13 protein-coding genes are annotated in these 13,478 nt (G+C 56.9%); 5 read left to right on the plus strand and 8 right to left on the minus strand.

Features of this window, described 5'->3' with window-relative positions:
* Window positions 1-2 precede the first annotated feature (2 nt).
* Window positions 3-980, plus strand: a complete 978-nt coding sequence (locus BLS41_RS28790) for an MlaA family lipoprotein (RefSeq protein WP_074770875.1) — start codon at window positions 3-5, stop codon at window positions 978-980.
* Between the two features lie 201 nt (window positions 981-1,181).
* Here BLS41_RS28790 and BLS41_RS28795 read toward each other — a convergent pair whose 3' ends face one another.
* A complete protein-coding gene (locus tag BLS41_RS28795) occupies window positions 1,182-1,667 on the minus strand; it encodes an acyl-CoA thioesterase (RefSeq protein WP_074770876.1) in 486 nt (161 codons plus the stop codon).
* Window positions 1,668-1,829: 162 nt separating this feature from the next.
* Between BLS41_RS28795 and BLS41_RS28800 the strand changes: the two genes are divergently transcribed.
* The 4 genes from BLS41_RS28800 to BLS41_RS28815 all read left to right on the plus strand — a co-directional run bounded on the left by BLS41_RS28800 (window position 1,830) and on the right by BLS41_RS28815 (window position 6,021).
* Entirely contained in the window at window positions 1,830-3,080 is a 1,251-nt protein-coding gene (locus tag BLS41_RS28800; protein ID WP_074770877.1) for a tyrosine-type recombinase/integrase, read from the plus strand.
* Between the two features lie 103 nt (window positions 3,081-3,183).
* Complete coding sequence (locus BLS41_RS28805; RefSeq protein WP_074770878.1) at window positions 3,184-3,462, plus strand: helix-turn-helix transcriptional regulator; 279 nt, start codon at window positions 3,184-3,186, stop codon at window positions 3,460-3,462.
* A gap of 108 nt (window positions 3,463-3,570) precedes the next feature.
* Window positions 3,571-3,990 carry a hypothetical protein gene (locus BLS41_RS38650; protein ID WP_143026381.1) on the plus strand — a complete coding sequence of 140 codons (420 nt, stop codon included), beginning with the start codon at window positions 3,571-3,573 and terminating at the stop codon, window positions 3,988-3,990.
* Window positions 3,991-3,993: 3 nt separating this feature from the next.
* Window positions 3,994-6,021: a hypothetical protein gene (locus BLS41_RS28815; protein ID WP_074770880.1), complete on the plus strand. Its 2,028-nt coding sequence runs from the start codon at window positions 3,994-3,996 to the stop codon at window positions 6,019-6,021.
* 1,448 nt (window positions 6,022-7,469) lie between these two features.
* On the opposite strand, the gene BLS41_RS39190 is transcribed toward BLS41_RS28815, so the two are convergent.
* From BLS41_RS39190 to BLS41_RS39410, 7 genes are all read right to left on the minus strand, one after another.
* Complete coding sequence (locus tag BLS41_RS39190; protein WP_171910323.1) at window positions 7,470-7,646, minus strand: hypothetical protein; 177 nt, start codon at window positions 7,644-7,646, stop codon at window positions 7,470-7,472.
* Window positions 7,647-7,821: 175 nt separating this feature from the next.
* A complete protein-coding gene (locus tag BLS41_RS39195) occupies window positions 7,822-7,989 on the minus strand; it encodes a hypothetical protein (protein ID WP_171910324.1) in 168 nt (55 codons plus the stop codon).
* Between the two features lie 39 nt (window positions 7,990-8,028).
* Window positions 8,029-9,321 carry a hypothetical protein gene (locus BLS41_RS39730; RefSeq protein WP_074770881.1) on the minus strand — a complete coding sequence of 431 codons (1,293 nt, stop codon included), beginning with the start codon at window positions 9,319-9,321 and terminating at the stop codon, window positions 8,029-8,031.
* Window positions 9,308-9,871, minus strand: a complete 564-nt coding sequence (locus BLS41_RS28825; RefSeq protein ID WP_074770882.1) for a FecR/PupR family sigma factor regulator — start codon at window positions 9,869-9,871, stop codon at window positions 9,308-9,310. Before BLS41_RS28825 ends, BLS41_RS39730 begins: the two co-directional genes overlap by 14 nt.
* A gap of 93 nt (window positions 9,872-9,964) precedes the next feature.
* Window positions 9,965-10,222 (minus strand): hypothetical protein, encoded by a 258-nt coding sequence (locus BLS41_RS28830; protein WP_074770883.1) that lies wholly within the window; start codon window positions 10,220-10,222, stop codon window positions 9,965-9,967.
* 63 nt (window positions 10,223-10,285) lie between these two features.
* Entirely contained in the window at window positions 10,286-11,512 is a 1,227-nt protein-coding gene (locus BLS41_RS28835) for a hypothetical protein (RefSeq protein WP_074770884.1), read from the minus strand.
* Window positions 11,509-13,464, minus strand: coding sequence for a lytic transglycosylase domain-containing protein (locus BLS41_RS39410; protein WP_074770885.1), 1,956 nt, complete (start codon window positions 13,462-13,464; stop codon window positions 11,509-11,511). Before BLS41_RS39410 ends, BLS41_RS28835 begins: the two co-directional genes overlap by 4 nt.
* Between the last annotated feature and the right edge of the window lie 14 nt (window positions 13,465-13,478).

Raw genomic sequence — 13,478 nt, forward strand, 5'->3', positions numbered from 1 at the left:
GCATGCAACTCCGTAACGCCGCGCTGACGCTGGCCGCCGCCGGCCTCATTTCAGGTTGTGCAACCGGTCCCGACCGCAAACCGGGCGACCCGTTCGAACCGGTGAATCGCGCCGTATTCAAATTCAACGATGGCCTGGACACGTACGTCGCGGTGCCGGTCGCCAAGGGTTATCAGAAGGTGACGCCGCAGCCGCTGCGCACCGCCGTCAGCAACTTCTTCTCGAACCTCGGCGACCTGACCAACGCGGCCAACGCGCTGCTGCAGTTGAAGATCACCGACGCGACCGAAGACATCATGCGCTTCGCGATGAACTCGGTGTTCGGCCTCGGCGGCCTGCTCGACTTCGCGACGCCGGCCGGTCTGCCGAAGCATCATCAGGATTTTGGGTTGACGCTGGGGCATTGGGGCATCCCGTCGGGTCCGTATCTCGTGCTGCCGCTGTTTGGGCCGAGCACGGTGCGCGACAGCATGGGGCTGATCGTCGACGTGAAGTTCAATCCGCTGAACTACATGGAACCGGCGGTGCGTAATCCGCTGTATGTGTTGCAGTTCGTGAGCGTGCGCTCCGATCTGCTGGGCGCGACCGATCTGCTGCAGCAAGCCGCGCTCGACAAATACTCGTTCGTGCGCGACGCCTATACGCAGCAGCGCCGGGCGCGTCTGCGTGGTACGAGCGACAACAATGCGCCGCTGCCGAACTACGACGATCAAAGCGGCGCGAGCGACGCGGCGCCTGCCGCAGGCGCCCCGGCTGCGGGCGCTCTGCCGAATTACGCGGACCCGGGCGATGCGGCGCAAGCGCCGAACGCGGCATCGGGCGCGGCGACGACCGCTCCGTCTGATCTGCCGAACTATTCCGATCCGGGCGACGCACCGGCGAGCGGCGCGGCGGGTACGACGCCGGCCACGGCTCCCGCAGCGGCGTCAGAGACAACAGCGCCCGCGCCTCAACCCGAGGCCGCACCGGCCACGCAATAAGGCTCAAGGAAGTTCGAAGCAATTCGAAGAAGGCAGGGCGCGCATCGCGCCTGAACTGAAGACGGGGACGCCGAAGCAAGGCGTCTCACGAAACGAGCTGGAACTCGTAGAAGGGAATCAGATGGAATACCGCTTCGGCACTTGATGCGCCGAAGCGGCAAAAGCAGGAGCGGGCGCACGAACCGGCGCCGCTCATTAGCCTCAATGCAGGCTGTCTACCTCGCTGCGCGAAGCTGCAGCCACTCTCTCTTCTTCCACCGCAGCGGTCGCTTGCGGTACCGGTCGCGAGTTCTCGCGATACTGAGCAAATGCTTCCTCTGCATAACGAATCTGCGTGCGGCCGTGCGGCGCCGACTCGCCTTTCTCGTCGAGATTCACGAACACCATCTTCTCGACGGTCAGGATGCTTTTGCGTGTGATCTTGTTGCGCACTTCGCAGCGCAGCGTGATCGACGTCCGGCCGAATTGAGTGGCGGTCATGCCGAGTTCGATGATGTCGCCCTGACGCGCCGAGCTGACAAAATTGATCTCGGACATGAACTTGGTGACGACGCGCTGGTTGTCCAGCTGGGTGATCGCATAGATCGCCGCTTCTTCGTCGATCCAACGCAGCAGGCTGCCGCCGAACAGCGTGCCGTTCGGGTTCAGATCTTCGGGCTTGACCCACTTTCTTGTATGGAAATTCATTATCAGTTAAACCTCGTAAAACCTAGTCTATACTAGACGCCTCAAACCTTTACCCAGCTTGGTTTTCAGCCATTTTCCAGTAAAAAACTGGAAAAAGTAGTAAAGCCTAGACAAGCTAATTTGTTGGGGTACATGTTGGGGTAGGAAGTGGAGATTTCAACCATGCCCAAGCTACACACAAAAACACTGCAAGCCCTCACGTCGTTTGATGCCGGTTCCATCGTCCGCGATGACGGCGGCCTATGGGGCAAGGTCACCATGACCTCCAAGGGGCCGTCCGTATCCTTCTCCTATCGCTACCGTGTCGGCGCAAAAACGCGTGACTTCGGGTGCGGTAGCTGGCCGGGTCGCTCGCTGGCGGATATCCGCGCTGCCCGCAATGCAGCCGCCGAACTGGTACGCCAAGGCCGCGATCCCATCGATGAACGCGCGGCCTCCAAGGCGGCGGAAAAGGCCAAGGCCAACGTGTTGACCGTGCGCGGCCTGTTCGATCTCTGGAAAGCCGCCGAACTGTCGAGCCGGAAGGATCAAGGCGCGGAACCCCTGCGGGCCTTCGAAAAGGACATTTTCCTGATCTTTGGCAAACAACCTGCCGCAAACGTCACTAAGGGTAAATACCTAGACCACCTCGATAGTATCAAAGTCCGCGCACCTTCGCTGGCGAACAAACTGGCCGGGTACTTGGTGACTATGTACGCGTGGGGCGTCAAACGTGAGCTAGTGCCCACTAACCCGATGTTCGGAATCACGAAAAAGGACGTGGGCGGCGCGGACGGGGAAGGTGACCGGGTGTTGCCAGATGCCGAACTCCGCACACTCCACCACGCGCTAGAAAATGCCGGTCTACAGGACGCCACCCGCACCGCCTTGCGCGTACTGCTCGGCACTGCGGCACGGTCGAATGAACTGCTGCGGGCACGTCGAGCGGATATCGATCTGGAGGCGCGGACGTGGTTTATACCTGCCGCCCACTCAAAGAACGGTAAGCCCCACCTGATCCACCTGAGTGACTGGGTGATACCGCACGTGGAGAAACTTCTGGCCTTCGCTGGTGGCTCTGCGTGGCTCATGCCCGACCAGACAGACCCGCTCCAGCACGTCCATAACAAGACGCTAGTCAACGCGGTGGCTGATCGTCAGTGCGGCATGTACGGGCGCAAGACGGAAGGCCGTAGCCTCAACTATCCGCACGCTCTGGAGGTCGGGAGCGAACGGTGGACGCCTCACGATCTGCGGCGCACTGCGGCCACGCTCATGGGTGACTTGGGTATCCCGCCCGATGTGATCGACAAGTGTCTGAATCACACAGAGCGCAATGTGGTCCGCCGCACATATCAACGGTCGATCAAGGCAGAGGAACAGGCCGCAGCGTGGCGCGTGCTGGGGGAGAAACTGGCCGTTCTCATGCCTTGAATAAAGACGGCATTGACGGCTTTTTACCGTTCCTGTCTACTTAAGCCTGTAACTATCGAATTCAACCTGCAATGGAGTGCGACTAACCCCGAAAGGAGGGGCTATGAGCATTTCCATTGCGCCAAAGTCTGCTAAACCTTCAGCAGAAATCCCAGCAGGCGAGAAGTCCCCCCGCCGCCATCAGCCGCCCGCCGTTGTCGATCTGAATCAGCCGGATATCCGTCTGTACATTCGGGACGTGCTGTATTTCCTCCGCATTTCCAAGCCCACGCTCTACGCCGGAATCAAGGCCGGTAGCCTACCCAAGCCTGACGGGCACGACCGCAAGCGCCCATTCTGGCTAACGCAGACCATCAAGGCCGCGAATGGGGGTGTGAAATGACCAACTTCGATAAGACGGTCCACGCCTTCCTCCTCACGGTTCAGCTATCTGTCTGCTTGATCGTGCTGGTTTTGATGTGCCTTGGTTATCCCAAGTGAGGAGGCGGCTATGGCTATCGTTATTCAGAAATTCCGCCGCTGTACTGCCTGCGGACAGATGAAAACCATGTCGAAGGATTTTAATCGTCGGGCCAGACAGCGCCATGGATATTCAACCGTGTGCAAGGCTTGCACTTCAATCGAGCAACGAAAATACCGGGAACGTAAAAAGGGAGACCCGGAACGCCTTGAACATGATCGGCAATACCAACGAGAGTATCAGCGGGCATGGCGAGCGAAAAACCCCGGCTACCACAAGCAGTATGACCAAGATTATTTCGAAAAGAATCGTGCCCGCATCAATGAAAAAAGAGCCGCATACCGGGAGAAAAACCGCGAAAAGCTGAATGCCCAAGCCCGGGATTATTACCATCGGAACAAAAAAAAGGAGATTGCAATTGAGTGCAATCAGACCAAGGCGGGGGACTGACGGATGGCAACCGTTATCTATCTCCTCGCTGGCACGGCATGGACGGTGCCCGCCGATTGGAACAGCAGTAACAACACTATCGAATGTATCGGCGGCGGTGCTGGAGGCGTCAACGGCGGGATTATTCTCAACGTCGCTTCCCGGTACGGCTTTGGAGGTGGTGGCGGTGCCTATGCCCTGATTAGTAACCTCGCCCTGACACCTGGGGCGAATGTCCCCTATACCGTGGGCGCTGCTGGGGCTGGGGGTGCGTCATCTACCGGCAACATGGTTGGCACTAACGGTGGGGCTACGCTGTTCGGTGGCTCAACCCTTGCCGCCGCCTATGTCGGTGCGGCTGGTGGCACGGCTGGCACTGCCATTAACAGCGGGACCGGGGGCACAGTCGCCAACTCCAAGGGCACGGTGGTTTATGCCGGGGGTAGCAGTGTTCCCGGAACTGGCTACAGCATCAGCGGCGGTGGCGGTGCGGCTGGCCCTAACGGCCCGGGGGCCAACTCCAGCGCCGGGACCGGTGTTTCAGTATTCCCGGCTGGCGGGTGCGGCGGTGGTGGCAACGGTGGTGGCAGTAATGCCGGTGCTATTCCCACCTCTACCACTGGCGCGGCTGGCGGTGCGTCTTGGGGTGGCACGCCCGGTGGAGCCGGTGGCACGTCTACCACGGTAGCCGGTGGGAATGGTTCTAACGGATCGGGCGGCGGTGGCGGTTTTGGTAACAGCGTCGGCGGTACAGCGGCGGGCAACGGTGGTGCCGGTATCGAGTGGGATACCTCGCATGGTTCCGGTGGTGGCGGCGGTGGTGCTGGCGGGACCAACTCCAGCGGCAATCACTCCACCCTCACTGGCGGGGCCGGGGGTCTGTATGGTGCTGGCGGCGGTGCCGGTACTTTTAGCCTTAGCGGTGCCCACGCTGCTGGCGGTGCCGGGGCACAAGGCATTATCGTTATCACGTACACCGCCAACTCTCCCGCGATTGCTTCCACTGCCTCTGAATCCTCTACCAGTACCGCCAGCCTCACCACGCCCAATAGCACGCTGGCCGCGTCGGTACTGGAGAACGGTCTGGCGGTAGCAAAACTGACTACTCCCAATTACGTGCTGGGAGCCGGTGGGGTAGAGCAAGGGCTGGCGACTGCCGGATTGGTGACGGCCATCAAACTAGCGGCCACGGCTACGGAAACCAGTAGCGCCAGCGCTGTTATGCCGTCCAATACCACTCTAGCCGCAACAGGATCGGAGTCCACCAGCGCCACGGCCAGCCTGACGACCGGATTGCAATCAATTGCAATTGCCAGCGAAGCCTCCACCGCTGGCGCTACGCTGATTACCTCCAGCCTGCTGGGTGCGGGAGCCAGTGAAGGCGCAACAGGAACAGCAAACCTCACCACCACTATCCGGTTGATGGCTAGTAACAGCGAAGCCAGCAACACCACTGGCGCTATCAGCACGGCTATCCGGCTCGCCTCCCTAGCAGTACAGCAGGCCACCACCACGGCCTCCCTGACAGTCATCAGCGGTCTGGCGGCGGGGGCCAGTGAAGGTGCCAGCAGTACAGCAAACCTGACTACCCATAACCTGCTGGGGGCCATCGCTAATGAAACCTCTACCGGTGGGGCAGGGTTAGAGCTAAACGACTCACTAACCGCCACCGCCCAAGAAACCACCACGGCGGGAGCCACATTAAAGACGGCAATCCCCTTATCGGCGGGAGCCAAGGAAAGCAACACCACCCAAGCAACCCTGACCACCGAATTGCAATTGATTGCAATCACTGGGGAAGCCTCCCAAGCCCTAGCCACTCTCAAGGCCACGCTACTGCTGGCGGCGGTTGCCAACGAATCAACCCAAGCCAGTGCAATCCTAGCAATCCCAGCCGGTGGAATGAATGCCAACGCCACCGAATCCTCCACCGCCACCACACGACCCGGAACCCTGATCGCCACCAGACAACCCATTCCCATCACCGCTGAAGAAAGATATTGGCCTCACTACGGTTACGCACAGGGCGGGGGCCGGGGTGGGGGTTGGTAACCCCATGGTGAGAAAAAGTCACTTTTTAAAAATACAAAAAAATTCCCAAGGTGGTTAGGGGGCCGCTGGCCGCGAAAACAAGGAATTGGGGATTTGGTCCACGGATTGCCCCCTAGCTGGCCCCACGCCTCCCTTGGCGGGCCTCCAGCCTTCCCACTGACACCGCGCCACCAGCAGGGAAGGTGACCGCCTCACAGGCCATACGCCACTTGGTGTAACGTGGTGTCACTAGTGATCTGGTGTCACGTGACGTTACGTCACTTCAGGTTACACCCCTCCATCCAGTAGACAACACGTCAGAATTACAACGATAAATCCCAATATCTAACACGACATTATCAGAATAATGTCGGCTACAGTTTCGCGGTTGCCTGACTGGTGGGCGTTTCAGAGGTCTATGGGGCCATCTGCGTGGACTAGGCGTGTAGGTTTTTCAATCGGATATACCATCCCAATGGATGGCGTGGCGTTCATTGCTTGGCCCGCTTTTGGCACGGAATCGCAGACGCTCGATTAGAGCCGCTTTGTGGGCTTTTTCCATCGTGTAGCGCGGCGGGCAACGTGGAGAAAAAACGGACGGCGGGAAAGGCCGCAGATGGGGCATTGGAGGCGTATTAACGCGTTTCTTCGCTCACTTGCCAAACAGCGCTCACCATTACACACGGCTACACAACATTTCCCGCCCTCCTCGCGCGCCCTCGGTGGCTGTCGTGCGGTTGTGAGGATGGCACGCCATGGGCGTGGGGGATTCACGTGTGGAAATGGACGTTAAACGGTGTCTGCGGTTTCAAGTGGTTGCGTAGCGTCTATAGCCATAACGTAGACACTCGTAGACTGTTCGCGGGTGGATTGTCTACGTATCACCTGTGCTGTTCTGGTGAATGGGTTTGTCGGCCATCCGCTTGGCTCCCTTCTGTCTTCTCTTATTGGTAGTTCTGTTAGCTGTGGGTTTCCTGAGTCTGAAACCTTGGCCCCCGCCTCGGCATGGGGTGAAACGATAGATAACTCCCCGTTTTCGAATGCCTGAATGCGGGTGCATACGCGGCATGTATCGCTGATACCAAAGAGTCCATTGGGGTCACGTTTGAACAGGGCTTCTCCCAGATACTGCCCGCACGTGTCGCAGTGCTTGAACTTCTCTGGTTGGTCTAGGCGTTCTGGGGTTGGTAGTCTTGCCTTGATACGTGGGCTTCTCTTTATTGTGTTTGTCTTTGTCTCAACCCCGGCCCCCGCCTCCCCCGGCTCTGCCGCCGCCTCATTCGTCTGATTGCAATCAATTGCAATTGCAGGCGCTGGGGTCGGTGCTGGCTTCGCTGGAGTGCGCCAAGCTGGTAAGCCTTCATTGATCGCAAGTCGTACCGGGTTCAGTGTGGAGACGATCTTTAGCTTGGCGTGCGCCCGCTCTGCTGCGCGGCGCTGCTGACGAGTGAGCATGATGCTCCCTTGGGCTAGGTGTGGTTTTGTAAAATCCAGCGGGCTTCGTGAAGGGAGATTAGCTCTCCATCAATTGCCCATAGCAATGCGCCGTCCACCCATAGAACGGCCAGCAGATGGGGGCCAATCTGTACCCCGACCGGCTGGCCTGATTCACAGGCGCGGCTTTCCATCCATTCCAGACTGATCATTTTTCCCTTGCGTTGGTGCCCTGAATGAAGCCGTAGACACTCGCCACCTTTGCGGATACGGAATTCCAAAGACGCCAGTTAGTAATCACACAATCGCGGCAGACGTGCTGATATCTGCCCACCCCAAAACTCTTGTGCGGCTTTAGCTCGGAACAGACACGGCACGCCCGCATGATTACTTTCCCGGTGTGCGATGCTTGATCAAGCTCTTTTCGCTGTACTTCGGCGGGTTGTCGCGCATGAGGTTGTTACCGCGTTCGTGCGGGGGACGCATATCGGTAACGCGCTCGCGTGGAACATTCTTGAAAGCTGCGTTGCTGTTCCTGTCGGTCGTCTTGCTCATTTCAATCTCCATCGTGGTTAGGACTACTACTGGTTTAGGTCAAAAAACATCGTTATTTCCGAGTGCTACCAGACAGCTATAGGTGAAACAGTCGGCCAAGTCGTCAGCGCGTTTTGCTGCGCCCTTGTCGCCAATCACATAGGAACAGACTTGGCTTATCAGGTGGTTCTTGTTCGTGTTCTTGAAGTCTCTGGTTAGCCGGTAGGCTTCCTCGGTGATCTTTACCTGTTCGGTGTGTATGAATCTGGAGGCCGCAACGGCTCTGCCGTCTTTGCCCGCCGATGTGATATTTCCTTCAATCGGGTGGGTGGGCCATCCCTTTTCTCTGCCCGCCTGTAACAGCACGATCCCAGACCCCTTGTCTTCGATCCAGCATCCAGCGCTGCCCACCTGCGCGCCGCATTGTCTGGCTAGTACATTCAGGCGCTCGAATACCGATGGCATCCAGTCCACCAATAGATACCCGTCGATCCCAACAATATCCCAATCGAGGATGGTTAGCGGTGGGCCACCAATGGATTTGTTACGGGCGCAAAAGATAACGCCAGTTCCGTCATGCTCGCTGCCAGTCTTGAATGCTGAGTCTATGACAGCGAAAACGTAATCACAGTAGGTTGGTGCTGCTACGCCCTTCCCATTCACCAGCAACTTTTCTTCATCAAAGATTGCCACGCCCGCCCAGTTGGTGAATTCGGCCAGGTACTCTTGCCGCCACACCATAGGATGATTGGATGCTTCAAATTCCTTTAGTGCTTCCGCTGTAATCGTAGGGTTGGCGTGGCATGGTGCGTAATGCTCGGTCCACTTCTGCGGTAACGTCTTGTCGGTACAGATTTTCCAGAAGTAATCCTGATCCGTCATCCCCAACGGCGTGCCCCCGATCCACGTATCGCCGTTAGACCTCAGCAACAGGGGGCGAATATTTTGCTGATACAGGCGTTCAAGATCGGGAACAAGACTAGCTTCATCAATGATGACGTGATCGTATTCTTTACCGCGTCCAACGCGGGGGTTTTCGAGAGACCAGAAATGAAGTACACCCTGTTTCCCTTGTCGGTTCTTACGCAACTTGATAATGAAGTCCGACTTGTTCGAGCTATGGATGACAGGATCAAGGGTATCCAGTGCCTTATCGAAGCTCTCCTTGAAGGTGGATTCTGTCGGAGTAAAGATGCCGGTTTTATCTCCGTTCAGTGCCCAGCACTGCATCAGCCAATCGAAGAAAGACGTTTTCCCAAACCGCCGCCCGCACCGCAAGACGTTGCTCTTGCCACGGTTCTGATAAATCTTTAGCTGCCCCGCGTGGGGCTGCATCAGTTCAATCCTTGCCATCGTCCCCGCCCTTCCGGGAGTCAACCGGCAAGCCATTGATAACCGTCACCACGTTATCGGCGGGTGCGGTGGTCTGAGTGCCGTACACCTTCGGATTGCGTTTTGACGCTACCCAGCGTCTATGCGCTCTAAGGTCCGCAAGGTACTTCTGGCGCATCTGCTCGGTGAGTGCCGCTTTCAGACGCGCTTCGATGCGCTCCTCAATATCGTCCAACTTGTCATGCGTCTGATCCGCCTGTGCATCAGCAAATGCCTGCTCATGGAGAGGATCGGCATTGCGCCACCGCATGAAAGTTTTCACTGGCACGCAATGGGGCTTCGCGCAAGCTGCGTTGATCGACAAGCCTTTAGCGATCCACCCCAACGTGTTGGCGTAGTCTTCATCGCTGTAGGTAGGTTTGCGGCCCCCTTGGGACTTAGGTTGGCGCACAAGCTGAACCACCCGCGCGTCTGCCTCTTTCTGTGCGGCTTCTACTTCCGCTACCGAACGTCCAGCACTAACCTTCACGTGTTGCCGGGTCGCACCCAGCGTTTTAAATTGGACTGCCATTTGGTCACCCGTAACTAGCTGAAATTTGAACGGGTGCAGGTGATTTGATCTTGTTGTGGCGGTGCATCTGTGGCCCGCTCGCTTGCTAAATATCTAGCTGACTTCTCTGTCTACGGCACGATAGCGCAAGCCAAGGCTATCTAGGAACGGCTCATGAATCAGGCCGTCCGCGAGGTCTCTTTCTGCGGCTCGCGCAACATCGGCCAGCCGTTTCAGATTCATCAATGCGATCTGGTGCCGTACCTTGCGTGTGGCTTCGTTTTCTTCGCCTTGCGGATCGGTCAACAGGTTGTCTACGCTATCCAGCATGCCGCGCAACACGTTGAGACTGTCCTGTAGGGTAACTTTCATGGCTGGCTCCAATTGCAATTGATTGCAATCCTAATAAATTGTTTGACGTGAATAGGTGTTGCGTTATGGCAGGTAAAAATTGTAGGCGTTGGTGTTTCGAGCCTGTACCACTGGCAAGGCCGGAACAGTCGCTGTCGATGATTGGACTGAATTGTTCAACAGGTCCAACGTAGTCACCCAAGACGTGCCCTGACCATCGCGGGAGCTACCTACGTGTCTCACGTTTGACACCAGAAACGTGCCGGTAAATGCCGTCTGATTCTTTAGCTGCGTATTGATACCTCCACTAGTGGGAGGCAAGAAAAAATTGCTTTGTGAGCCTTGCGTGATCGTCAGCGGACCATTGGGTAAGGTCACGTAATTTCCCGGGCTGATATCCCCACGCAAGATGCACGTGGCCTGAATCGTCACCGCATCAACCCAAGTTGGTTGCCCCAGCAAGTCAGTCACCAGCAATTGCTTGGGCGTGGTCGGCGTGGTGCCATCCTGAATGATGATCTGATTACCCTGAAGGCTGATCATCACGCCCGGGTATGCGCTGGTATCCGGTGCATAACCACCAATCAGGTTGATTGAAGCCTTGTTCACGTACTCAGCAAACTGGCTCAATTTCGTATAGAAGCCGGTTGCTGCCGTGCCGGTCCACACCAGATTTGGGCTAATGCTGCCGGAAATTGAATACTGCGGATAGACAATACTCAATGCCTGCACCATCGCATCCATCAGATGCTGGCCCGGTTGCCACTGAAACGTCAGATAACCGGGATTATCATTGGTGGTCGGGGCGGGCAACGTCGTATCGCCAGCCGGGAATCCCGTTGTGGTGTTGGCGTTAGCACTGCTGCCACCTGCCTGCACAAAGATATCAAGCGTTTGATTAGGTCCGATCCAGTTACCGAATGCCTGAAAAATCTGGCCTTTGCATAGCGGCCCGATCTGTGCCGGGACGGCCAGCGGCAATCCCTTGCTCATGCCAGCCTCAACGGCAATGTTCATCCGGTTGAGATTGGAGCCTTGAGCGATTTCCGCCAGACTGATCCCGTACACCCGAATGTATGAATTGCCAATAGGCTGGTGCATGAATCCGGCGGTAATATCCAACTCGATCTTCAGCGCTGCCGGATTCACTGAACCCAAGGCGTTGGGGTTGCCACCCGGATTCAAGCTGCAATACGTCCATACCCCCGCCCCCGGGTCCACCGTCGTGAATCCCAGCTTGCCGCCCACATTCGGCACGAACACCTTCCCTGTCTTTGGGTCTGAAATAGTTATCTTGTAGTAGCGACTCATTGCGGAACCCCGTTCAGTGCCACATTCGTGCTGGCTCCAGCAGGCGTGGAAACCTTCACGTTCAGATTCACATTTACGGGTTGCGGACTTGCTGGGTTAGCACGATCCGGGGAGCGGAATTGTGCGCCGCCGCCATCCTTTGCCATCGCAATGAGTTTCGAGAGGTTCGCCATTGACTCAAGGTAGGGGTCAACAGGTTGCGCTGGCTTACCTTTCGACGTGTCGATAATCTGAAAGTCGTTTTCGTTCAGCTTGTCTTGATCGGGCTTCAGCTTCAAATCGTCGCGTGCCTTGCTATGCGCCATCAAATATTTGACTTCCTCAGGGCTAAGGCCAAGGTCATAACCGGCATCCTGAAACGGTCGCAAGTAGTTGAGTGTTTCAGGCTTCGCACCCATCAGCCATGTCCTGTATTTCTTCTCGTCGGCTGAAATATGTGTGTCCCCATCATAGCCAGCCAGACCCTTGCCCATCGTTCCGTAAATTTTCCGGTATTGAGCAAGCAAACGCGCCCCGGCATCGATGCTCTGGGTAGGATCAAACGGATTTACGCCCATCGTCTTGGCGGTATCCGGCATGAGTTGCATCAAGCCCTTTGCATGCGTAACCGGGTTCTCTGCGTTCGGATTGCCACGGCTTTCCACCTGAATCTGTAGAGCCTGCAAACCAGCGGGCAAGGTGTATTTGTCGCGGGCACGCTTCAGCAACTCCGCATAGGGTCCGCTCTCAGAAGTCGAGGGAGTAACCGGCGTGGGAGCGTTCGGGTCGTACCCGCTCCAGTTGGTATCCGGGTGATCGGTTCCAAAATGTTTATCCAGCCAACTACGGGTTGATTCACCCGCCTTGTATGGGTCGGGCAGTGGATTGTTTTTATTGAAGTCCGACACCGCTTTAAAGAACGGCAAAATGCCCTTCAAACCATCGTCTAGCTGGTTGAGGTCATCTTTTACTTCAGGCGACTTCGCCAGACCGTCTACCAACTCACCAAAGGAGGTGCCAATCTTGGTGATAGCGGGCGTGATCGTCATGAACGAACTTTCGATACTGCGGCGGATACGCGTCCACGTGTCGTTCCATTCTTTTAGCTGATCGGTGGCGGCGTCTTCCGTTTTCTGTGCAATGGCAAACTTCGGGATATCGGACTTGAACTGTCCATATGCCTTGTCGTGGTCTTCATCGCTATAAGACGCGGCCAGCCGCAATTGATCCGAATTGAAAAGATCATTCAGGCCGTAGCTTTGCGCCATCGTGTCGAGCGGTTGCCCGTTGGCCTTCCATTCCCGCATCTTGCCGCCCGCCCACTTGTCGAGATAGGCGGTAAGCTCGGTGGGGTCCATGTTCTGTGCGTCTTGGGGATTCAATCCCGCCAGCGCGAATGCCTTCCATTTGTCGGGATTCGTTGCGGCATCCCGTACGCGTGCCACATCGGAATCTGACAGACCGAACTTTCGGAACCCGTTATTGAACGCGGGCACAGTCCCCGGCTCTACGCTCAATTCACGATTGCGCTGGTTGTCTTTCGCTATGTCGGATGCTGCCTTGGCGGCGGCTCCACCAATTGCGAGCGGGATACCCAGCAGACCCAAGCCCATCTTGCCTACCGACTTGAGCGCGGCCCAACGGCGATTGATTGCCAGCAGGCTCTTATCTGTTTTAGCCAGATTTTTATCAATCTCTTTCGTGTCGTTCGCAGCGTTATGAATGTTTTTTGCGAACTGAAACGAGAAAGACGAGTTGCCCGTCATCTTGGAACTGGCGGCGGCTCTGGCAAATGCAGCAAACGCAACACCCATTCCGTCCGTTGCTTTCTCTGCCGCTTCAGCAGACTTTGCCGCTCCCTCAAGCGGGTCTACACCTTCCGCCGCTTCCGTACGGAATTTCTCGAATTTCTCAACGAAAGCATCGAACTCGCTGCTATCGATGGGGATTTGTACGATAGGCTTATCGGCCATGGTCGGTTCTCGAT

Source organism: Paraburkholderia fungorum (assembly GCF_900099835.1).
Lineage (GTDB): Bacteria > Pseudomonadota > Gammaproteobacteria > Burkholderiales > Burkholderiaceae > Paraburkholderia > Paraburkholderia fungorum_A.

Bases quoted from the DNA above. Each gene is read 5' to 3' on its own strand.
- BLS41_RS28790 (WP_074770875.1), top strand. From the start codon at position 3: ATGCAACTCCGTAACGCCGCGCTGACGCTGGCCGCCGCCGGCCTCATT.
- BLS41_RS28795 (WP_074770876.1), bottom strand. From the start codon at position 1,667: ATGAATTTCCATACAAGAAAGTGGGTCAAGCCCGAAGATCTGAACCCG.
- BLS41_RS28800 (WP_074770877.1), top strand. From the start codon at position 1,830: ATGCCCAAGCTACACACAAAAACACTGCAAGCCCTCACGTCGTTTGAT.
- BLS41_RS28805 (WP_074770878.1), top strand. From the start codon at position 3,184: ATGAGCATTTCCATTGCGCCAAAGTCTGCTAAACCTTCAGCAGAAATC.
- BLS41_RS38650 (WP_143026381.1), top strand. From the start codon at position 3,571: ATGGCTATCGTTATTCAGAAATTCCGCCGCTGTACTGCCTGCGGACAG.
- BLS41_RS28815 (WP_074770880.1), top strand. From the start codon at position 3,994: ATGGCAACCGTTATCTATCTCCTCGCTGGCACGGCATGGACGGTGCCC.
- BLS41_RS39190 (WP_171910323.1), bottom strand. From the start codon at position 7,646: ATGATCAGTCTGGAATGGATGGAAAGCCGCGCCTGTGAATCAGGCCAG.
- BLS41_RS39195 (WP_171910324.1), bottom strand. From the start codon at position 7,989: ATGAGCAAGACGACCGACAGGAACAGCAACGCAGCTTTCAAGAATGTT.
- BLS41_RS39730 (WP_074770881.1), bottom strand. From the start codon at position 9,321: ATGGCAAGGATTGAACTGATGCAGCCCCACGCGGGGCAGCTAAAGATT.
- BLS41_RS28825 (WP_074770882.1), bottom strand. From the start codon at position 9,871: ATGGCAGTCCAATTTAAAACGCTGGGTGCGACCCGGCAACACGTGAAG.
- BLS41_RS28830 (WP_074770883.1), bottom strand. From the start codon at position 10,222: ATGAAAGTTACCCTACAGGACAGTCTCAACGTGTTGCGCGGCATGCTG.
- BLS41_RS28835 (WP_074770884.1), bottom strand. From the start codon at position 11,512: ATGAGTCGCTACTACAAGATAACTATTTCAGACCCAAAGACAGGGAAG.
- BLS41_RS39410 (WP_074770885.1), bottom strand. From the start codon at position 13,464: ATGGCCGATAAGCCTATCGTACAAATCCCCATCGATAGCAGCGAGTTC.